We start from the raw sequence: 19,511 nt of genomic DNA on the forward strand, positions 1-19,511 counted from the left end.
GCCGCCCGCTCCCGCCGGGCGGGCCGAGCGCGAGGGCTACTCTTCTGGGGTGAGCGCTGAGCAGAACCCGACCTCCCCGGCCCCCGACGCCGGGCCCCGCCCCGTGCGGCTGACCGTCGCGGCGGCACTCGCCGGCCTGGAGGGTCTCGCCCTCCTCGCGGGCGGCGTATGGCTGCTCGTCCTGGGCCTCACGGGCTCGCCGGACGACCGCCGGCAGGCCGTCACCGGTGGCATCACCCTGATCGTGCTCGCGCTGCTGCCCCTGCTGGCCGCGCGCGGTCTGCTGCTGCGGCGCAGCTGGAGCCGGGGGCCCGCGGTCATCACCCAGATCATGGCGCTGCCCGTGGCGTACAACCTGCTCCAGGCCGACAGCGTCGCCATCCCGGGCGGCATCGTGCTCGCCGTCGTCGCGGTGGCGGCCCTGGTGCTGCTCGTGAACCCGGCGACCACGCGGGCGCTCGGCATCCGGGGGCCCGGGAACGTACAGGACCAGAAGTAGGCCGACAACAGGCGGCACACGTGGGAAGGGCGACCGGGATCCGGTCGCCCTTCGTCACTCCTCGACCAGCAGCTTCTCCCGCAGCTGGGCCAGGGTCCGGGCCAGCAGCCGCGAGACATGCATCTGGGAGATGCCGACCTCCTGCGCGATCTGCGACTGCGTCATGTTGCCGAAGAAGCGAAGAAGCAGGATCCGCTTCTCCCGTGGCGGAAGGTCCTCGAGCAGCGGCTTGAGCGACTCGCGGTACTCCACGCCCTCCAGCGCCTCGTCCTCCGCGCCGAGCGTGTCGGCGACCGCCGGGGACTCGTCGTCCGTGTCGGGGACGTCCAGGGAGAGGGTCGAGTACGCGTTGGCGGACTCCAGGCCCTCCAGGACCTCCTCCTCCGAGATGGCCAGCTTCTCGGCCAGCTCGTGGACCGTCGGGGAGCGGCCGTGCAGCTGGGACAGCTCGGCCGTGGCCGTAGTCAGGGCCAGCCGCAGCTCCTGCAGGCGCCGCGGCACCCGTACCGCCCAGCCCTTGTCGCGGAAGTGGCGCTTGATCTCGCCGACGACCGTCGGGGTCGCGTAGGTCGAGAACTCGACGCCGCGCTCCGGGTCGAAGCGGTCCACCGACTTGATCAGGCCGATGGTGGCGACCTGGGTCAGGTCGTCCAGCGGCTCGCCGCGGTTGCGGAAGCGGCGCGCGAGGTGCTCGACGAGCGGCAGATGCATACGGACCAGCTGGTTGCGCAGCTCCGCGTACTCCGGGCTGCCCTCCTTCAGCTTGCGCAGCTCGACGAACTTGGACCGCGCCCCGCTGCGGTCCTGTGGGTCGTGCTGCGCGCCGCCCGGCACGCTTTGCTCGGCGTTTCGCTCGTGCTCGCTCATCGTCCCGCCCGTCACCGTTCCCCGCGCTCTCGGCTCCGCCCCCGCTCTCGACCGCGCTCGAGCGGGAGGACCCCCATGAGCCGGGGAGGCCCCAGTTCCTCCAGAGGGCGTGCTCCGCGGGACACCGTCCGGATCCCGTCGTGTGCCGCCCCGCACGGAGAACGTCTCCTCGGCCCCGGCCGCTCCCGCCTGAACGGGTGCCGCGACCGCCGAAGCGTCGTCCTCCGGATGCGGACGGGCCTGCTCCGGGATGCCGTCCACACCGGCCGCCGTCCGCCGCGGCCCGGTCGGGCCGCCGACGGTTTCGGCGGACAGTTCTCGTGTGCCGCGCTCTTCGTCCCGCACCGGCCCGTCCCCGTTCGTCACGCCGGCCCGGGTCCCGCGCCGCGCTGTTTGTAGAGGCTGATGGACACGGTCTTGTCGTCGGCGACCGCGGAGGAGACCTTGCCGGCCAGGGCCGACAGCACGGTCCAGGCGAAGGTGTCTCGTGACGGAGCGTGACCGTCCGTGGTCGGAGCCGCGACCGTGACCTCGAGCGAGTCGTCGATGAGCCGGAAGACGCAGCTGAGCACCGAGCCGGGCACGGCCTGCTGAAGCAGGATCGCGCAGGCCTCGTCGACCGCGATGCGCAGGTCCTCGATCTCGTCGAGGGTGAAGTCCAAACGGGCTGCGAGGCCGGCGGTGGCCGTACGCAGCACCGACAGGTAGGCACCCGCTGCCGGCAGCCGGACTTCCACGAAGTCCTGGGTCGCGGGCTCGCCTGCGATCTGGGACACCCTCACCTCCAAGGTGGTACAAGCTCTTTCGGGGGCCGAGGGTCGCCCCCCGGGGTAACGCCCTACGTGGTTCAGCGGTGACGCTATCGCGCTACCGGCTTTTCTGTCCCCGCGGTCCCCGCGACCCCGGCCCCTTGCTGTCACTCATAGTAAACCTATGTGTACGCACAGTGGCTAGAGGTCTGCGGGCCCAATTGGGAAGAGCGCGCGCCGGTTTGACGTACCCAGGCGTCAGACCGTCGAACCGTCCGGATCCAGGGTCACACGAGTACATGGTCGACGAAGCACCAACGCCAGTCCTCACCCGGCTCGAAGGTGCGCATCACCGGGTGGCCGGTGTCCGTGTGGTGCGCCGTCGCATGCCGCAGGGGCGAGGAGTCGCAGCAGCCCACGTGCCCGCACTCCAGACACAGCCGCAGTTGCACCGGGTGGGTACCGGTCGCGAGACACTCCAGGCAGGTCTCGCTCCGGGGCTTCGGTTCGGGGTGCGGCAGCGCGCCGGCGTGCGTGCACTGTTTCATGATTGCCAGGTTACGACGGCTCTGCGGAAAGCAGCGCGAATATAGAGGGGCGGGCGCGAGACATGAACGTATTGCCGCTGCTGTTGCTGGTCGCGGGCAGTGCGGCGGTGGCGGGCATCGCGCGCCGCACCCCCGTGCCCGCCCCCCTGCTGCTGGTCGCGGCGGGACTCGTCGTCTCCTATGTGCCCGGGGTGCCGCAGTACACGCTCGACCCGGACGTCGTCCTGCCGCTGGTGCTGCCGCCGCTGCTGTACACGGCCGCCGCGGACAGCTCGTACCTGGACCTGCGGGCGCAGCTGCGGCCGGTGGCGCTGCTGTCCGTCGGCTATGTGCTCTTCGCGACGCTCGCGGTGGGCTGGGCCGCTTATCTGATCGTGCCGGATCTGCCGCTGACCGCGGCGCTGGTCCTGGGCGCGGTGGTCGCGCCCCCGGACGCCGTCGCGGCCACCGCGGTCGCCCGGCGGGTGGGGCTGCCGTCGCAGATCACCACCATCCTCCAGGGCGAGTCGCTGGTGAACGACGCGACCGCGATCACCGCCTACAAGGTGGCGCTCGCGGCGGCGGTCGGCGAGGGCGCCACCTGGGCGACCGGGCTGCGCGAGTTCGCCCTCGCGGCACTCGGAGGTGTCGCGGTCGGCCTGCTGCTGATGATGCCGATCCACTGGCTGCGCACGCATCTGAAGGAGGCGCTGCTCCAGAACACGCTGTCGCTGCTGATCCCGTTCGTGGCCTACGGGGCCGCGGAGTGGGCGCACGCCTCCGGGGTGCTGGCCGTGGTCGTCGTAGCCCTCTACCTCGGCTACCACAACTGGCAGGTCGACTTCGCGACCCGGCTCCAGGAGGAGGCGGTGTGGAAGATGGTCGCGTTCATCCTGGAGTCCGCGGTGTTCGCGCTCATCGGACTGCAGCTGCCGGTCGTGCTGCGGGGCCTCGGCCGCTACGAGGGCATGCATGCCGCCTGGTACGCGGTGGCCGTGTTCGTCGTGGTCGTCGTCTCGCGCTACCTGTGGGTGTATCCGGCGACCTTCCTGCCGCGTGTGCTGTCCTCGCGCATCCGGGAGCGCGAGGAGAACCCCACCTGGAAGGGGCCGTTCATCATCGGCTGGGCCGGGATGCGGGGCGTGGTCTCCCTCGCGATCGCCTTCTCGATCCCCCGGACCGTGCACGGCGGCGGACCCTTCCCCGGCCGCAACCTGATCCTGTTCCTGACCTTCACCATGGTGATCGGCACCCTGGTGGTGCAGGGACTGACCCTGCCCCCGCTGATCCGCCTGCTCAGACTTCCGGGGCGCGACCCCCGAGCGGAGACCCTGGCCGAGGCGAACGCCCAGGCGCAGGCGTCGCGGGCCGCCGAACAGCACCTCGACGCGCTCCTGGAGGACGAGGGCAACGCGCTGCCGCCGCCGCTGGTCGACCGTCTCCGCGCGGTCCTGGAGCGCCGGCGCAACGCCGTGTGGGAGCGCCTCGGCTCGGTGAACCCGGTGACCGGAGAGACCGCCGACGACACCTACAGCCGGCTGTCCCGGGAGATGATCGGCGCCGAGCGGGAGGTCTTCGTGCGGCTCCGCAACCATCGCTACATCGACGACGAGATGCTCCGCACCCTGCTCAGACGCCTGGACCTGGAGGAGGCGGCGGCCTATCGCGAATCCGCCTGACCCACGACCGGGCGGCGCGTCCCCGGACCCGACGACAGGGGATGCGGGGGGCCTACGCAGAGGGGAAGGGGGTTCCGGTGATCACCGCGGCCAGCGTCGTTCCCCGGGGAAACGCGCCCTCCTCGGTCAGGGCGACCAGTGCGTACAGCAGCTTGGCGACGTAGAGACGTTCCACCGGCAGGGCGTGGCGCGACTCGAAGTCCCGGGCGAAGTCTTCGAGTTCGTCGCTCGTGCGGGCGTAGCCGCCGAAGTGGAAGCGGGTGTCCACGGACCAGGTGCCCCGGCGGCCGCCGAAGGCCAGGGTCTGCAGGGCGGCCGTCTCGCCCGCCAGGAAGTCGCCCTTGAGCACCGCGACCCCGAGGGCCCGCTGCTCGGGGGCCAGCCCGGCGGCCAGTCCCGCCAGCGTGCCTCCCGTGCCGCAGGCCACGGCGACCACGTTCGCCCGCCCGCGCAGTTCCTCGCCGAGCGCATGGCAGCCGTGCACGGCGAGGGAGTTGCTGCCCCCCTCGGGCACCACATACGCGTCCTCGGCGTCCGCCGCGCGCAGCACGCCGGCCAGGACCTCGGGCTCCGCAACCCGCCGGTAGGTCGACCTGTCGACGAAGTGCAGCCGCATCCCGTCGGTCGCGCACCGGGCGAGAGACGGGTTGAGCGGGCGGTCGGCGAGCTCCTGGCCGCGGACCACGCCGACGGTGTCCAGCCCGAGCAGCCGGCCCGCCGCGGCCGTGGCCCGCAGATGGTTGGAGTACGCGCCGCCGAAGGTGAGCAGGGTGCGGCCGGCCGCGGCACGCAGGTTCGGGGCGAGCTTGCGCCACTTGTTGCCGATCAGCTCCGGGTGGATCAGGTCGTCCCGCTTGAGCAGCAGCCGGACCCCGTGGCGGGCGAATCGCTCGTCCGTGACCTCCCGCAACGGCGACGGAAGGCGCGGACGCAGACGCAGCACGGCCGCGTCGGGCGTCCGGCCTCCGCCGGGCACATCGGGGCTGGTCACCCGGCCATTGTCGGACACCCGACGGCGTGGGCGGCGGCCGGTGTCCCGGACGGGCGGTCGGGGCCCTCAGCCGGTCGTGGACCCGCTCCCTGAGCGGTCCATCCGGAAGCCCCGGATCCACCTGGCCCGCCGGTCGGCGAAGTGCCTCAGTGTGCCCGGGCGGACGTTGATCCATTCCCGCTCTTTTGGGTAATGGCAGCGCCACTCTCCGTGCTGAGACGCTTCTTTCCGCAGATCGATGCGTGATCGGGAGGGGCAATACCAATGTCGGTAGGCGAAGAGGTCCGTGCGGAGCAGAACAAGCCGCAGCAGAGTCTGGGCACTGCGGCCGCTCGGAACCTGGCCACCACCACCAAGTCCGCACCCCAGATGCAGGAGATCAGCTCGCGCTGGCTGCTGCGCATGCTGCCGTGGGTGGGTGTGCAGGGCGGTACGTACCGGGTGAACCGCCGTCTGACCTACACCGTGGGCGACGGCCGGGTGACGTTCGTGAAGACCGGCGACCAGGTCGCGGTGATCCCGGCGGAGCTGGGTGAACTGCCGGCCCTGCGCGCCTACGAGGACCTGGAGGTGCTCGGCGAACTCGCCCAGCGGTGCCAGCAGCGCAGGTTCGCGCCCGGGGACGTGCTGGCCGAGTTCGGCAGCCAGGCCGACGAGGTGTTCCTGCTCGCGCACGGCAAGGTGGAGAAGATCGGCACCGGTCCCTACGGGGCCGACGCGGTGCTCGGCGTCCTCGCCGACGGCGCCTACTTCGGCGACCAGGCGCTGCTGGACCCGGACGCCATCTGGGAGTACACGGCCCGTGCGGTCACCGCCTGCACGGTGCTCGCACTGCCCAGGCGGGAGGTCGAACTGGTCGCGGACCGCGCCCAGGCCCTGCGCGAGCACCTCCAGGAACAGCGCTCGGCTCCCGAGGAGGAGACCAACAAGTACGGCGAGAAGGCCATCGACCTCGCCGCCGGCCACAGCGGTGAGCCGGACATCCCGCACACGTTCGTCGACTACGAGGCCGCGCCCCGCGAGTACGAACTGAGCATCGCGCAGACCGTCCTGCGCATCCACACGCGCGTGGCCGACCTCTACAACCAGCCGATGAACCAGACCGAGCAACAGCTGCGGCTCACGGTCGAGGCGCTCAAGGAGCGCCAGGAGCACGAGCTGATCAACAACCGGGACTTCGGGCTCCTCCACAACTGCGAGTACGACCAGCGGCTGCAGCCCCACGACGGGGTGCCGAGCCCCGACGACATGGACGAACTGCTCAGCAGGCGGCGGGGCACCAAGCTGTTCCTCGCCCACCCGCGGGCGATCGCCGCCTTCGGCCGGGAGCTCAACAAGCGCGGACTCAACCCGGAGACCATCGACATCGGCGGCAACCGCGTCCCGACCTGGCGCGGCGTCCCGATGTTCCCCTGCAACAAGATCCCGGTCACCGAGGCCCGTACGACCTCGATCATCGCCATGCGTACCGGCGAGGAGGAGCAGGGGGTCGTCGGACTGAGGCAGTCCGGCATCCCGGACGAGATCGAGCCGTCCCTCTCGGTGCGCTTCATGGGCATCAACGAGCAGGCGATCATCAGCTATCTGGTGACGGCCTACTACTCGGCGGCCGTCCTGGTGCCCGACGCGCTGGGCGTCCTGGAGAACGTCGAGATCGGCCGCTGGAGGTGACGCCTTCGACGCTCGTCCGCTCCCGGCACGCCCCCATGGCCCGGTCGCCGCGCGCCGGCGGCGGACCGTGTTCCCGCGTGCCTGGCCGGGTAGACCCTCGGGGTGCGCGCCCGGTGGCGGAGGTCTCTCCGTCCGCAGACTCTTCGAGGCGGTCCCATGAGTGAGTTCATGACGGAGCCGAAGCAGGGCCCGACGCGCAAGCGGCGGAGCGCGACGGTTCCGGCGGGGCGGCACGTTCCGCCCCCGGTCCCCGAGCAGCCGTTCGACGGGCACGAGGCCGTGGCGATCCTGGATCGCACCCGTGCCTCGGTCGACCCGGAGCTGCGCCGGGCCGTGGACTCGCTGCCCGGCTCGATGCGGCGGATCGCGCTCTACCACTTCGGCTGGCAGCACGCGGACGGCACACCGGCCGCCGGCAACGCGGGCAAGGCGATACGGCCCGCGCTCGTCCTGACCGCGGCGCAGGCGCTCGGCGGACGGCGGTCGACCGCCGTCCGGGCCGCCGCGGCCGTCGAACTCATCCACAACTTCACGCTGTTGCACGACGACGTGATGGACCGGGACACCACCCGCAGACACCGTCCCACCGCCTGGACCGTGTTCGGCGACGCCGACGCGATCCTCGCGGGGGACGCCCTGCAGGCGCTGGCGCTGGGGCTGCTCGCCGAGGATCCGCACCCGGCGTCGGGGGCCGCCGCCGCCCGGCTCGCGGCCTGTGTCGTCGAACTGTGCGCCGGGCAGCAGGCGGACACGGCCATGGAGCGGCGCGGCCCCCACGAGGTCACCCTCGAGGAGGTGCTCACCATGGCCGAGGCCAAGACGGGCGCGCTGCTGGGCTGTGCCTGCGCGCTCGGGGCGCTGTACGCGGGGGCCGACGACGCGGATGTCGAGGCGCTGGACGCGTTCGGCCGCGAGGCCGGGCTCGCCTTCCAGCTCATCGACGACGTGATCGGGATCTGGGGGGATCCGAGCCGCACCGGCAAGCCGGCCGGGGCGGACCTCATGGCCCGCAAGAAGTCGCTGCCCGTGGTGGCCGCGCTCGCCTCCGGCGGTCCGGCAGCCACCGAGCTGGCCGAGCTGTACGAGGGGCCCTACGAGGAGGGGGAGTTGGAGCGCACGGTGCTGGCCGTCGAGCGGGCGGGCGGCCGCGACTGGGCGCAGGTGCAGGCGGCCGACCGGATGGGCCGGGCGATGCAGGAGCTGTCCCGGGCGGTGCCGGACCCGGAGACAGCGGGCCCCCTGCTGGCCCTGGCCGAGTTCGTGACCCGGCGCAGCACCTGAGCACCGCGAGACCCCGGAGTCCCGGCCCGTGCGGCTCCTGACCCCGTACGGCTCCCGGTGGCTCCGGCCCGGGGCGGGCCCCGCGCATCCCCACGGTGCGCGGGGCCTTCGCTCGCGGACCGCGCTCCTTGAGCCGGTCCGGGACAGGGGAGGCGTAGGGTGCCGGGCCCGGCCTACGCTGAGGTCATGGGCCGTGAGGAGCAGGTCTGTCCATGGTGCGGACAGCCCGTCGCCACCGTCGTACGGCGCCACAAGACGCTGGGCGCCTTCGTCCCGGTGTGGCGCCCCGGTCCCTGCCGGAATCCGCGGTGCCCGGCCTCCGTGACCCGGGAAGCGGGGGCGCTGTCGGGGCCGGGCCCTAGGGTGGGCGGCATGTCCGAACCTCTGCTGCACCTCACCGAGCGCTCCCTGTGGGAGGCGGCTTGTACGACCGGCTCGTACGAGATGTCGACGCGCGGCGTCACCCTCCAGGAGGAGGGCTTCATCCACTGTTCGCTGCGGCACCAGGTCCCCCGCGTGGCGGGCTGGGTGTACGGCGAGTACGAGGGGCCCGACGAGCTGGTCCTGCTCGTCATCGATCCGGAGCGGCTGACGGCTCCGGTGCGGTACGAGGCCCTGAAGCCCGGCGGCGAGGAGTTCCCGCACGTCTACGGGCCCATCCCGGTGTCCGCCGTGGTGGACGTGCAGGTCTGGGACCGCGGGGCGGCGACGGGGGAGTGACCGCGACGGGGGGAGCACGCCGGTGGTGGCGGTGGGCGGTCGCGGTGTGGGCGGCGCTCGTGCTGGTGGGAGGGGCCCTCACGCTGTGGCTGCAGGACCGGGACGAGCCGGACCCCCCGGCCCGCTGGGAGCGCGCGCCGGCGCCTCGACTGTCCCCCGAGGCGCACGGCACGGCGTGTCCGACCCAGGGGGCCTTCGAGCAGCCGGTGAGCGTGGCCTGCCTGGAGTCGACCGCAGCCCGCTGAGTTCCGTGCGGCCCGGGTCAGGAGCGCGGGCGCTCCGTGAAGCGCAGCAGATTGCCCGCAGGGTCGCGGAAGGCGCAGTCCCGTACGCCGTAGGGCTGGTTCATGGGCTCCTGGAGGACCTCGGCGCCGGACGCCTCGACGCGGGAGAAGAGCGCGTCGCAGTCCTCGGTGGAGAAGATGACCCCGCGCAGCACGCCCTTGGCGAGCAGCTCGGCCATCGCCTGACGGTCCGCGGGGGAGAAGTCCGGGTTCGCCGCCGGCGGCTCCAGGACGATCTCGACGTCCGGCTGGAGCGGTGAGCCGACCGTCACCCAGCGCATCCCCTCGAAACCGACGTCGTTGCGCACCTCCAGGCCCAGGACGTCCCGGTAGAAGGCGAGCGCCTTGTCATGGTCGTCGACGGCGATGAAGCACTGGGAGAGTTTGACATCCATGCCACAACGCTAGGCCGATCAGCGGACTCCCGCCCGCTCTTTAGCCTTCGCCGGAGCTCTCGCTAGAGCTGTGTGCGCGGATCGGTCCGGGCGTCCTCGGGGCGGCCCCGGCGTGGCCGGGTCAGGCTCTTCGCCACGCACGGCGGTATCGCCGCCCCCTGCTCGTGCGACCGGGCCCGGTACGCGCTCGGGGTCTCGCCCACCAGTTCCGTGAAACGGGAGCTGAACGATCCGAGGGAGGTGCACCCCACGGCGAGGCAGACCTCCGTCACGGTCAGGTCGCCGCGCCGCAGCAGCGCCTTGGCCCGCTCGATGCGGCGGGTCATCAGATAGCCGTACGGCGTCTCCCCGTACGCCGCGCGGAAACTGCGCTGGAAGTGCCCCGGCGACATCAGCGCGGTGCGCGCCAGCGCGGGCACGTCCAGCGGCTCCGTGTACTCGCGGTCCATCCGGTCCCGGGCCCGGCGCAACCGGATCAGGTCGTCCACGTCCACGCCGTTCAGCATCGCACGGACCACCGACAACGGACCCGCCCCGGCCGGGAACGCCCCGGCGGCCCCGGCGGCCGGTCCCGAGGGTGAACGGTCCGGGCAAGATCCATCCGCCACGTTCTAACCTACTCGGGTGACGACGGAGCTGACCTTCCTCACGCGGGTGGCCCACCGTGGCCGGGAGATCAGCGGGCCCCGCTTGCGCGGACTGCTCGCCCTGCTCGCCGACGAACCGCGCGCCGGGTGCGGCGCGGCCCGGCTCGTGGACGGGCTGTGGCCCGACGAGCAGCCCGAGCACCCCGCCAAGGCGCACCACCCATATCAGGGCCGGGAAGACGGACGCGGCCCAGAGGGGCATCGAGCTGTCAGGAGTGCGACCGGCGTTCCAATGAGTGGCCAGCCGGGCGGGCAGCCGTCCGCGCGCGGCCCAGGGCAGCGCGGCGATCAAAGCCGCGATGCCGACCTACCAGGCCGCGGTGGCCCAGCGCGCCCCGCGCTCGGCCCTGATGTGGTCGTTCACTGCATCCCCCTGATCATCTCGATGAGATCGGTCCTGCTGTAGCCCTGGCGTGCGGCCTCGGCCACCAGCGCGTGGACCCGGTCCAGCAGGCCCGACCGCCCGTCGGCGCCCTCGGCCACGGTCACTCCTCGGCCCCTGCGGAACTCCAGCAGGCCGTCGTCCCGGAGGCTGCGCAGGCCTCGTAGGACGGTGTTGACGTTGACGTCCAGTGCCTGGGAGAGGTCACGTGCCGACGGCAGGCGATCCCCCGGTCGGCACTCACCTTCGGCAATGGCACGGCGGACGGCGCCTGCCACCTGCTCGTGCAGGGGCCGGGTGTCTCTCTTGTCCAGACGCAGCAGCATGGTGCTAGTGACGATAGCACCATGGGCTTCCCGCGGCTTTGTTGCGTGGGCGGACCACTGGGGGCGGGTAATTGGTTTCAATCGATACCGTATCGAATGGGTGCATGACTGTTAATGTGTCCCTATGGCCGCTGACCCTCCTCACCAAGCCCCCGCCCCGCGCGCGACCGACCTCCCCGGGGATGAATCGCCCTTTGCTCTCGGATTGCTGTTGCGCAGGGCGCACTGGCACGCGGCCGCGGTCATGGGGGAGGCCCTTCGGCCCCTCGGCGTCGAGTTGCGGCACTTCGCGGTGCTGATCGTCCTGGTCAACCAGGGGCCCACGGTGCAGCGGGACCTGGTGGCGGCGACGGGATCGGACAAGGCCGGAATCATGCGGGTCGTCGACGATCTGGAGCGCATGGGGCTGGCCGTGCGCAAGGCCGTTCCGGGGGACCGGCGGGTGCGGGCGGTGGAGATCACCCCTCAGGGTGTCGAGCTCTTCGACGCGGCGCATGTGGCGGCGGAGCCGCTGGCTGAGCGTCTGGTCGCCGAACTGGGGCCCGGCGAGTCCGAGCGGCTGAGGGATCTGCTGACCCGGTTCGCCCATCCGGCGGGCGACGAGGGGTGAGCGCGCTCCGTTACGTCGACGCGTGTCCCGCTGACATGACGAACCCCCGGCGCGCTCGGTGCCGGGGGTTCGGTCGTGAGGATGCCGTGTGACGTCCTGCGACGAGGCGTCATACGGCGGCTGTTGCCTGGCGGTTACGCGGCGAGGCGCGCCGTGAGTTCCTTGGCCTTGGCGGTCGCGTCCTCGAAGGCGCGCTTGCGCGAAGCCTCGTAGAGGGGGACCAGCTCTGCCATGGCCGCGTTGCGGGGGGCCATGGTGAGTTCCGGGACGATGAAGTCGAGGTCCAGGCCGAGGGTGCGCTTGAGGACGGCTTCCAGGTAGTTCTGCACGAACTCGAAGCCCTCGCGCGGGGTGCCCGGGGCGTAGGAGCCGCCCCGGCTGGCGACGACGACGACCGGGGTGCCCTGGGCGGAAGGGGCCTCGCCCGCGGTGCGGCCGAGCAGGAGCACGCCGTCCAGCCACGCCTTGAGGGTCGAGGGGATCGAGAAGTTGTGCATGGGGGCGCCGATCAGGACGGCGTCCGCCTGCTCCAGTTCCTCGATGAGCTTCACGCGTGCGGCGAACGCGGCGGACTGCGCCGGGGTGCGCTCGGACGGGGTGGCGTATCCGGCGGACCAGGCGTCGGCGGTGATGTGCGGGACGGGGTCGGCGGCGAGGTCGCGGTAGATCACCGTGCCCGCCGGGTGCTGCTCCTCCCATGTCCGGCGGAAGGCGGCCGTGACCGAACGGGACGAGGACGCCTCGCCGGGGAAGACGGACGAGTCGATGTGCAGCAGCGTGGCCATGGGCTCTCTCCGGGGTGCGGTGCCCGAGGCGGGGAGCCAGGGGCTGGGGTTCGGTATCTGAGATCGTTTCAGACGATACAGTATCGAGTGATACCGTTGCAGGTGCGTACGGCGAAGGCGCACCGGATCGAGTGGATGGAGGCAGGCGATCATGGACGTCTACGAGGCGGTCACGAGTCGGCGGGCGGTGCGCGGGTTCACCGACCGTGCTGTTCCGAGAGAGGCGCTGGAGCGTGTGCTGTCCGCCGCGGCCTGGGCGCCGTCCGCATCGAACATCCAGCCGTGGCGTGCGTACGTGGTGACCGGCGATCCGCTGGCCGAGATCAAGAAACGCGCCGGCGAGCGCCTCGCCTCCGGTGACTCCTGGGACGAGCCGGAGTACGAGCAGTACCCGCCCGAGCTGAAGTCCCCCTACCGCGAGCGCCGGTCCGCCTTCGGACAGCAGCGCTACGGCGCACTCGGTATCCCGCGCGAGGACCTGGAGGCCCGCCAGAGGGCCGCTGCCGCGAACTGGGACTGTTTCGGCGCGCCCGCCGCCCTGTTCTGCTACATCGACCGCGACCTGGGCCGGCCCCAATGGTCCGACGCCGGCATGTATCTGCAGACGGTCATGCTTCTGCTGCGCGCCGAAGGGCTGCACAGCTGTCCGCAGATGGCCTGGGCGAAGTTCCACAGGACCGTCGCGGAGGTCCTCTCACCCCCGGAGGGGCTCGTTCTCTTCTGCGGCATGTCGATCGGATTCGAAGACGTCGCAGCGGGTGACGCCCGCATAGGCCGGGCGCCGCTCGACGAGACGGTCACGTTCGTCGACGGCCTCTGACGCCCCTCTCCTCGAGCACCTGCTTCGAGGGGGACCGAAAGCAGCCTGTCGCGCAGTGCGTGGCAGAAGAACGGATGCCCTCGCCACGTGTCGTGGCGAGGGCATCCGGCGTCGATCAGCTGCGCCGACGGTGTGCCTGGGGGCCGTCTGTGCCCGGGTGGACAAGACCGCACCCGGACCGTCGAGGGCGCCGTGTGGCGGCCTGCGGGCCGGGTGCGGGACGGGGGACCACGCGATCGAAGGAATCGCAGGTCAAAAGCATGATCGAAGATCAGGCCTTCTTGGTCTCCTAATAGTGGGCCGGGTCGGTGACCTGCGGGGATCGTGCCTGTGGGCCACTGACCTGGCCTTTTGGCGATTGGTGGCGATGGGGTGCGACGGTCTTGAGTGGGTGTCTTGCGGACTGGGTGCGGACTGCTGAGCCAGTTGATCGGCACCACCCCACTGGCCCGCGGGTTACGACCAGCCGCAGCCGCGTGGACCGGTCAGACGTCACGGCGGCGCACGAGGACGAGGGCGGTGAGAAGGGTGAGGAGCGGCCAGGAGGCGAGGGCGATCCAGGACTGGAGTGCCGTGGGAGGGAAGGGACCGACGCTGTCCCACTCGGTGCCGAGGCTAGTCAGGGCGTTCCAGGCGTTCTGGGGTGCCGAGTTGCTCAGAGCGGCCGTCAAGTGGTTGCTGCCGGAAGGTACGGCGCCTAGCAGGACCGGGGCCAAGACGGCTGTGAACAGGGCGGCCACGGAGGTTCGGATGAGTGTGCCGATGGCCATGCCGATGACCGCGCATACCGGCAGGATTGCGGTGGATGCCACGAAGCCTTGCAAGACACTGGGCTGACTGATCGAGATGCCTAGTTGGTCGCCGGACAGGATCGTCTGGGCGGTAAGAAACGAGGCGATCGCGGTGATGAGGCCGACGACGCACGTGACGCTCGCGAGGACGACCGCCTTGGCGAGTACGACCCGCAGGCGGCTCGGTACGGCGAGGAAGGTCGTGCGGATCAGTCCGCTGGAGTACTCGCTGCTCATTGTCAGGACACCGAGCATGCTGGCGCCGACCATGAGGAAGCCCCACGTGCCGGAGTTGAAGGAACCTCTCAACGGATCGTAAGCGGCATGCGCCGACGCGCCGACAAGGTGGACACCCGAGCAGGTGAACCACTCACCGCAGATGGCGATCACCGGGGCAAGTGCCAGCAGGACGTAGGTCGAGCGCTGCGAGAACAGTTTGATCCGTTCGGCGGCGAGCAGGTCGCGAAATCGGCCGCGGAGTTCGGCACCGGCCGCGACCGTTGTCGGTCTGGTGGTGGTGACCATCAGGGGTTCCTTGTCGCATATGTCAGTCCCGGAGGGGGCGAGCTTGGTCGGGTGTCCGGCGTCGGTGGCGCCGTCACACGTCGCGGTGGCGCAGGACCGTCACGGTGGTGGCGACCGAGACGACGGCCCAGACGGTGAGCGAGATCCAGGCCGCCGGGATGGAGGAGACGTGTTCGACGAGGCGCCCGTGGCTCATGATGGTCAGGCGGCCCCAGGCGTATGCGGGAAGGGTGTTGCCCAGGTCTGCCCGCTGGTTGGCGGACAGCAGGGCGAGGGGTGCCTTGACGGCCAGTGGACCGACGAGGAAGAAGACGAGGACAGCGAAGACGGTGCCGGCCGTGTTGCGGATGCATGTGGCGGCGGCCATGCCGATCAGGCCGCAGGCCGGGACCATGACTGTGGTGCCTGCGATGAGACGCCAGATGCCGGGGGTGGCGAAGGAGAAGCCGGTGATCCGGTCCGAGATGACGGCCAGGGTGATGCCCCAGCACCCGATGCTGATGAGCAGGCCGAGGACGGCCAGCACGGCGCTCACCACCGTGACCTTGGCGAGCATCACGCGGCCTCGGGCCGGCACAGCGATGAGGGTGGTGCGGATCAGGCCGCTCGCGTGTTCACCGGCGACGTTCATCGCGCCGATCGTGCCGGCGGTTGCCATGAGCAGGAGGAACTTCGGGAAGTCGAAGGCGTCGTGCGCGGGGTCGGGGTCGAGCTTGGCGAACGCGGGCCACGTCGGATAGGAATCGTGGGCGAGCTGAGCGGCGCGGTAGGCCAGGCAGAGGTAGAAGACGAGGAGGACGCCCAGCACGATGGGGGTCGAGCGCAGCGACCAGAGTTTGATCCACTCGGCGCCGAGCAGATCGCGCCAGCGGGCAGGTCCGGCAGCGCCGCGTCGGGTGGCAGCTGTGGGAGGCGTCGAGAGAGCGGTCATCGGTCCGTGCTCCTCTCGGGCGTGGCTGAGGCGCGGTACTGGACGCTGGCGGCTGTCAGTTCCATGAAGGCGTCCTCCAGCGTTCCGTCGTGCACGGCGACCTCGTGGACCCGGACACGGTGGGTGAAGGCGAGTTCGTTGATGCGGGCCGCGGTGAGGCCGGTGACGGTGAGGACGTCACCGCCCTGCGACAGCACCGAGGCTCCCGCGTTGCGCAGCACCTCGGCCAGCACAGTCGGGTCTGGGGTTCGCACGGTGGCGCCTGCGGTGGTGGCGCGGGCGGCGAAGTCGGCGAGGGGCTCGTCGGCGAGCAGCCTGCCACCGCCGACGACGACGAGGTGGTCCGCGGTGTGCTCCATCTCGCTCATCAGGTGGCTGGAGACGAAGACGGTACGTCCCTCGCCGGCCAGGCGACGGAACAGCTCGCGGGCCCACCGGATGCCCTCGGGGTCCAGGCCGTTGATCGGTTCGTCGAAGAGCAGGACGGGGGGATCGCCGAGCAGGGCGGTGGCGATCCCCAGACGCTGACGCATGCCGAGCGAGAACCCGCCGACCCGCCGACGGCCCGCCTCGCCCAGACCTACCATCTCAAGCACCTCGTGGACCCGGCGGCGTGGCAGGCCGTTGCTGCGGGCCAGTGCGGCCAGGTGCGCCTTCGCGGTGCGTCCCCGGTGGACGTCACCCGCGTCCAGCAGGGCGCCGACGTGGCACAGGCCGGCACCGAAGTCCTGGAAGCGACGGCCGTTGACGGTCGCGGTGCCACTGGTGGGGGCGTTCAGGCCGAGAAGCATGCGCATCGTCGTGGTCTTGCCGGCGCCATTGGGACCAAGGAACCCGGTCACCTGCCCGGGTCGGACACAGAAGGTCAGACCGTCGACGGCCAGTACGCTGCCGTAGCGCTTGGTCAGCTGGTTGATTTCGATCACGCATCCCAGGCTGTCGGCGGCCGGGTCGTGTCACATCGGTCTGCGGACTCCCGCCTTGTCAGCCCGCGGGATGCAGACCACGGTCCGATACCACCGTCGACCTCGGTGGATAGCATCGCCGGGTGCGACCCCGCCTCCTTACGCCCGCGGCCTTGCTGCGCCGGATGCCGCCGGACCCGCTGACGGCACTCGGCTGGTGCGCCGTCCCTGTGTTCGCGCTGGTTCTGTACACCGCGATGCCTCAACCCGCGCACCCGGTCTTCCTGCCGTCCGGTCACTTCGTTCACATCGGGCGCTGGGCCTTGGTGGGGCTGGCTCTGCTGATGGCGGGGCCTGCAGGCTGGGCGAGTCGCCGACCGTTGCCGGTCCTTGCGGTGCTGCTGACCGAGGCGGTCGTGGCCCGGGTGTGCGGGGACACGACGTGGCCCCTGTTCCTCGCGGCGGACGTGCTGGTCTTCTACACAGCCGTCACCCGTTCGCGCCGGGCCGCCGCCGCAGCGGTGGCCGGCGTGCTGGCCGTCTGGGCCCTGGTCGCGACGGCCTTCGTCCCGGAAGCGACCGCCTTCGAGGTCCTCACCGGTCCGTGGTCGGTCCTCGTCGTGACCACCGCCGTCGCCTGGATCATCGGCAGCTGGATCCGACTGCGGCAGGACCACGCCGAAGCCCTGCGAGCACAGGCCGCGACGCAGGCGGTCCAGGCCGAGCGGCTGCGCATCGCCCGGGAGATGCACGACATGGTGGCCCACAGCATCGGTGCCATCGCGATCCAGGCCGGAGCGGCGAAGCGGGCCGTCGACAGCCAACCGGACGGCGTGCGCGAGGCACTGGGCATCATCGAGCAGACCAGCCGGGAGACGCTGACCGGGCTGCGGCGCATGCTCGGAGTCCTGCGCGAGGCCGAATCGGAATCGGCGCCGTCCACCCCGGCGCCGGGCTTGGCGGACGTCGACCGGTTGGCCGTAACGGTGGCGGACGCCGGAGTGCGGCTCGAGTTGCAGTGGCATGGCCGACGACGCCCGCTCACCCCCGACATTGAGCTCGCCGCCTACCGTGTCATCCAGGAGTCGTTGACCAACGTCGTACGTCACGCGGGCGCCGCCCACTGCCTCGTCCGCGTCGAGTACGAGGAGGAGGAGCTGTCCATCGACATCACCGACGACGGACACGCAAGGGCGACCACGAACCCGCGTGACGGCTACGGAATCACCGGAATGCGCGAGCGCATCGCCCTGCTCCACGGCCACTTCAGCTCCGGACCGCGGACCGAAGGCGGCTACCGTGTCGCGGCTAGGCTGCCCCTATGACGATCCGGGTGCTCCTGGCCGACGACCAGCCGGTAGTCCGCGCCGGACTGCGCATGCTGATCAACGACATCCCGGACATCGAGATCGTCGGGGAAGCCGGAACCGGTGCCGAGGCTGTCCGGTTGGCCACCGATCTCCGCCCCGACGTCGTCGTGATGGACATCCGGATGCCCGTCATGGACGGCATCGAGGCCACCCGGCTCATCAAGACAGGGACCCCGGCGAGCGTGGTCATCCTCACCACCTTCGACGACGACGAGAACGTATACGCGTCGCTGCACGCCGGCGCGAGCGGCTTCCTGGTCAAGGACATGGTGCTGGACGACATCGTGACGGCGGTACGTGTCGTCGCCGCCGGTGACGCCCTGATCGCACCCGGCGTCACCCGCCGCCTCATCCAGGAGTTCACCGGCCGGGGCGCCGTCCCGGCCCGACGCCGACGCGAGATCAAGGGGATCACCGACCGCGAACGCGAAGTGCTGACCCTTATCGGACGCGGTATGTCCAACGCCGAGATCGCCGCCCACCTGTACATCACCATGGCCACCACCAAAAGCCACGTGGCGCGACTACTGACCAAGCTCGACGCCCGCGACCGAGTCCAGCTCGTCATCGCCGCCTACGAGTCAGGCATGGTCTGACCATCCGAGTGGAACGCTGCGGGCGGATCTCGCTCGTCGCTCGGGTCTGCGGAAGGGCGGCCGACGGTTCCGCCTGAGCTGGCCGCGACAACCACCCTCCAGCTCAGGTTGCAACATCAGCAGCGTATTGGATCTCGATGGCCAGCGCGCCGAGTGCTTCCTTCTCGGGTGGGTAGATGGCCCGGAGGTTGGCGAGCTGCTGGTCGTGTGTGGCGGTGGGGTTACCGTGGGCGGCGCCCTCGCCGTCGAGCAGGGCTTCGAAGTCGGGGTACTCGGTGACCCGCTTGACCTCCACGTCGCACGTCTCGTCGGTGCCCTTGATCCGGAAGCGGATGGTGCCGCCAGCTGCAAGGTCGGCGAGGTGTGGGTATTTCACCCGCACCTCGATGGTCTTGGTGCCCGCAGCGACGAGGTCGAAGTACTGGCGGTAGAGGTTGAGATCGTGGACGCGGGCAGTGGTGTCGGCCATGGGCGGGATCGCTCCTCGTGGCTGGTGCCGTCTTCATCAGACCGATCTCGGTTGCCGCGCACGAGTGGCGAAGGGCTCGCCCTCGGCAACCAATCGGGCTGTGGTTGGCGCCGCTACTGCCAGCCGTCGAGGGAGATCTCGGGGCCTGCCGAAAGGTACCGGTGGAGGGCGCTTGAGGTGGTGTCCACGAAGTCCTCAGGGATTGCGTCGGCGTCGACCCACCGGACCTGGCCGTGTTTGCGGGGTTCGCGGTTTTCGGGTTCGCCGGTCCATTCGTGGGCGGCGAAGACGACGGTGAGGAAGCCGTTGGGGGCTTCGACGCCCCAGGCGCCGTGGATGATGTGGGCGACCGTGAGGGACTCCGGCTTCACGGTTAGGCCGGTCTCCTCATAGAGCTCCCGTACTGCCGTCTCGGTGATGGGCTCACCGGGTTCGCTCTTGCCGACGGGGAGGTCCCACATGCCCTGGGCGAACTTGGCGTTCTGGCTGCGCTGGAGCAGGACGACGCGGTTGGTGGCCTTGTCGTGGACGATGACGGCGGCGACCAGCAGGGTCATGGAATCGAGGGCGGGCGGGAGGGCTTTGGACTGGTCATCGACTCTGGTGCGTAATTCGGCTGTCAGCCGGTGAGTTGGTGGCTGAGGCGGGTGAGGCGGCTGGTTCGGTTGCGGTCGAGCGGGTGACCGCTCCA

23 protein-coding genes and 1 pseudogene are annotated in these 19,511 nt (G+C 70.9%); 10 read left to right on the forward strand and 14 right to left on the reverse strand.

Annotation, left to right across the window (positions count from 1 at the left end):
* Window positions 1–49 precede the first annotated feature (49 nt).
* On the forward strand, window positions 50–499 hold the full coding sequence (locus ACFYX0_RS22450) for a hypothetical protein (protein WP_388972567.1): 450 nt from the start codon (window positions 50–52) through the stop codon (window positions 497–499).
* Window positions 500–553: 54 nt separating this feature from the next.
* Here ACFYX0_RS22450 and ACFYX0_RS22455 read toward each other — a convergent pair whose 3' ends face one another.
* The 3 genes from ACFYX0_RS22455 to ACFYX0_RS22465 form a co-directional block, all read right to left on the reverse strand.
* Window positions 554–1,732 carry a SigB/SigF/SigG family RNA polymerase sigma factor gene (locus tag ACFYX0_RS22455; protein ID WP_355911232.1) on the reverse strand — a complete coding sequence of 393 codons (1,179 nt, stop codon included), beginning with the start codon at window positions 1,730–1,732 and terminating at the stop codon, window positions 554–556.
* Window positions 1,729–2,142 (reverse strand): anti-sigma regulatory factor, encoded by a 414-nt coding sequence (locus ACFYX0_RS22460; protein WP_055492491.1) that lies wholly within the window; start codon window positions 2,140–2,142, stop codon window positions 1,729–1,731. The genes ACFYX0_RS22455 and ACFYX0_RS22460 overlap by 4 nt, the downstream gene beginning before the upstream one ends.
* A gap of 260 nt (window positions 2,143–2,402) precedes the next feature.
* Entirely contained in the window at window positions 2,403–2,663 is a 261-nt protein-coding gene (locus ACFYX0_RS22465) for a UBP-type zinc finger domain-containing protein (protein WP_388972568.1), read from the reverse strand.
* 62 nt (window positions 2,664–2,725) lie between these two features.
* Here ACFYX0_RS22465 and ACFYX0_RS22470 point away from each other — a divergent pair, with 62 nt between their 5' ends.
* The gene (locus ACFYX0_RS22470) at window positions 2,726–4,321 is read left to right on the forward strand and encodes a Na+/H+ antiporter (protein ID WP_388972570.1); all 1,596 of its coding nucleotides are present in this window, start codon (window positions 2,726–2,728) and stop codon (window positions 4,319–4,321) included.
* A gap of 52 nt (window positions 4,322–4,373) precedes the next feature.
* On the opposite strand, the gene ACFYX0_RS22475 is transcribed toward ACFYX0_RS22470, so the two are convergent.
* A complete protein-coding gene (locus tag ACFYX0_RS22475) occupies window positions 4,374–5,312 on the reverse strand; it encodes a 1-aminocyclopropane-1-carboxylate deaminase/D-cysteine desulfhydrase (protein ID WP_388972572.1) in 939 nt (312 codons plus the stop codon).
* 264 nt (window positions 5,313–5,576) lie between these two features.
* Between ACFYX0_RS22475 and ACFYX0_RS22480 the strand changes: the two genes are divergently transcribed.
* The 4 genes from ACFYX0_RS22480 to ACFYX0_RS22495 all read left to right on the forward strand — a co-directional run bounded on the left by ACFYX0_RS22480 (window position 5,577) and on the right by ACFYX0_RS22495 (window position 9,229).
* On the forward strand, window positions 5,577–6,983 hold the full coding sequence (locus tag ACFYX0_RS22480; protein WP_388972574.1) for a family 2B encapsulin nanocompartment shell protein: 1,407 nt from the start codon (window positions 5,577–5,579) through the stop codon (window positions 6,981–6,983).
* 156 nt (window positions 6,984–7,139) lie between these two features.
* Window positions 7,140–8,264, forward strand: a complete 1,125-nt coding sequence (locus ACFYX0_RS22485; protein ID WP_388972576.1) for a family 2 encapsulin nanocompartment cargo protein polyprenyl transferase — start codon at window positions 7,140–7,142, stop codon at window positions 8,262–8,264.
* Window positions 8,265–8,636: 372 nt separating this feature from the next.
* Entirely contained in the window at window positions 8,637–8,984 is a 348-nt protein-coding gene (locus ACFYX0_RS22490; protein WP_388972578.1) for a DUF952 domain-containing protein, read from the forward strand.
* Window positions 8,981–9,229 carry a hypothetical protein gene (locus ACFYX0_RS22495; protein ID WP_388972580.1) on the forward strand — a complete coding sequence of 83 codons (249 nt, stop codon included), beginning with the start codon at window positions 8,981–8,983 and terminating at the stop codon, window positions 9,227–9,229. Before ACFYX0_RS22490 ends, ACFYX0_RS22495 begins: the two co-directional genes overlap by 4 nt.
* 17 nt (window positions 9,230–9,246) lie before the next feature.
* Here the strand turns inward: ACFYX0_RS22495 and ACFYX0_RS22500 are convergent, their stop codons facing one another.
* The 4 genes and pseudogenes from ACFYX0_RS22500 to ACFYX0_RS22515 form a co-directional block, all read right to left on the reverse strand.
* Window positions 9,247–9,663: a VOC family protein gene (locus ACFYX0_RS22500; protein ID WP_311692856.1), complete on the reverse strand. Its 417-nt coding sequence runs from the start codon at window positions 9,661–9,663 to the stop codon at window positions 9,247–9,249.
* A 62-nt stretch (window positions 9,664–9,725) separates the two neighbouring features.
* Window positions 9,726–10,169, reverse strand: a complete 444-nt coding sequence (locus ACFYX0_RS22505) for a helix-turn-helix transcriptional regulator (protein ID WP_388972582.1) — start codon at window positions 10,167–10,169, stop codon at window positions 9,726–9,728.
* A 316-nt stretch (window positions 10,170–10,485) separates the two neighbouring features.
* Window positions 10,486–10,602: pseudogene (locus ACFYX0_RS22510) on the reverse strand (DUF1648 domain-containing protein); the annotation flags it as partial.
* Between the two features lie 68 nt (window positions 10,603–10,670).
* Window positions 10,671–11,018: a GntR family transcriptional regulator gene (locus ACFYX0_RS22515; protein ID WP_355911260.1), complete on the reverse strand. Its 348-nt coding sequence runs from the start codon at window positions 11,016–11,018 to the stop codon at window positions 10,671–10,673.
* A 205-nt stretch (window positions 11,019–11,223) separates the two neighbouring features.
* Between ACFYX0_RS22515 and ACFYX0_RS22520 the strand changes: the two genes are divergently transcribed.
* Window positions 11,224–11,628 (forward strand): MarR family transcriptional regulator, encoded by a 405-nt coding sequence (locus ACFYX0_RS22520; RefSeq protein WP_355911263.1) that lies wholly within the window; start codon window positions 11,224–11,226, stop codon window positions 11,626–11,628.
* A 134-nt stretch (window positions 11,629–11,762) separates the two neighbouring features.
* Here ACFYX0_RS22520 and ACFYX0_RS22525 read toward each other — a convergent pair whose 3' ends face one another.
* The gene (locus ACFYX0_RS22525; RefSeq protein WP_388972584.1) at window positions 11,763–12,413 is read right to left on the reverse strand and encodes an FMN-dependent NADH-azoreductase; all 651 of its coding nucleotides are present in this window, start codon (window positions 12,411–12,413) and stop codon (window positions 11,763–11,765) included.
* Between the two features lie 151 nt (window positions 12,414–12,564).
* Here ACFYX0_RS22525 and ACFYX0_RS22530 point away from each other — a divergent pair, with 151 nt between their 5' ends.
* Window positions 12,565–13,233, forward strand: a complete 669-nt coding sequence (locus ACFYX0_RS22530) for a nitroreductase (protein ID WP_355911269.1) — start codon at window positions 12,565–12,567, stop codon at window positions 13,231–13,233.
* Between the two features lie 485 nt (window positions 13,234–13,718).
* Here the strand turns inward: ACFYX0_RS22530 and ACFYX0_RS22535 are convergent, their stop codons facing one another.
* From ACFYX0_RS22535 to ACFYX0_RS22545, 3 genes are all read right to left on the reverse strand, one after another.
* A complete protein-coding gene (locus ACFYX0_RS22535) occupies window positions 13,719–14,549 on the reverse strand; it encodes an ABC transporter permease (RefSeq protein WP_388972585.1) in 831 nt (276 codons plus the stop codon).
* Between the two features lie 73 nt (window positions 14,550–14,622).
* On the reverse strand, window positions 14,623–15,480 hold the full coding sequence (locus tag ACFYX0_RS22540) for a hypothetical protein (RefSeq protein WP_388972587.1): 858 nt from the start codon (window positions 15,478–15,480) through the stop codon (window positions 14,623–14,625).
* The gene (locus ACFYX0_RS22545; RefSeq protein WP_388972588.1) at window positions 15,477–16,406 is read right to left on the reverse strand and encodes an ABC transporter ATP-binding protein; all 930 of its coding nucleotides are present in this window, start codon (window positions 16,404–16,406) and stop codon (window positions 15,477–15,479) included. Before ACFYX0_RS22545 ends, ACFYX0_RS22540 begins: the two co-directional genes overlap by 4 nt.
* A gap of 122 nt (window positions 16,407–16,528) precedes the next feature.
* Between ACFYX0_RS22545 and ACFYX0_RS22550 the strand changes: the two genes are divergently transcribed.
* Window positions 16,529–17,710: a sensor histidine kinase gene (locus ACFYX0_RS22550; protein ID WP_388972590.1), complete on the forward strand. Its 1,182-nt coding sequence runs from the start codon at window positions 16,529–16,531 to the stop codon at window positions 17,708–17,710.
* Window positions 17,707–18,351, forward strand: a complete 645-nt coding sequence (locus ACFYX0_RS22555) for a response regulator (protein ID WP_388972592.1) — start codon at window positions 17,707–17,709, stop codon at window positions 18,349–18,351. Before ACFYX0_RS22550 ends, ACFYX0_RS22555 begins: the two co-directional genes overlap by 4 nt.
* A 103-nt stretch (window positions 18,352–18,454) precedes the next feature.
* Here ACFYX0_RS22555 and ACFYX0_RS22560 read toward each other — a convergent pair whose 3' ends face one another.
* Both ACFYX0_RS22560 and ACFYX0_RS22565 read right to left on the reverse strand, forming a co-directional pair.
* Window positions 18,455–18,820 carry an ASCH domain-containing protein gene (locus ACFYX0_RS22560; RefSeq protein WP_388972594.1) on the reverse strand — a complete coding sequence of 122 codons (366 nt, stop codon included), beginning with the start codon at window positions 18,818–18,820 and terminating at the stop codon, window positions 18,455–18,457.
* Between the two features lie 113 nt (window positions 18,821–18,933).
* Window positions 18,934–19,377: an NUDIX domain-containing protein gene (locus ACFYX0_RS22565; RefSeq protein ID WP_388972595.1), complete on the reverse strand. Its 444-nt coding sequence runs from the start codon at window positions 19,375–19,377 to the stop codon at window positions 18,934–18,936.
* Between the last annotated feature and the right edge of the window lie 134 nt (window positions 19,378–19,511).

The organism is Streptomyces sp. NPDC002573 (assembly GCF_042889625.1).
Taxonomy (GTDB): Bacteria; Actinomycetota; Actinomycetes; order Streptomycetales; family Streptomycetaceae; genus Streptomyces; species Streptomyces gibsoniae.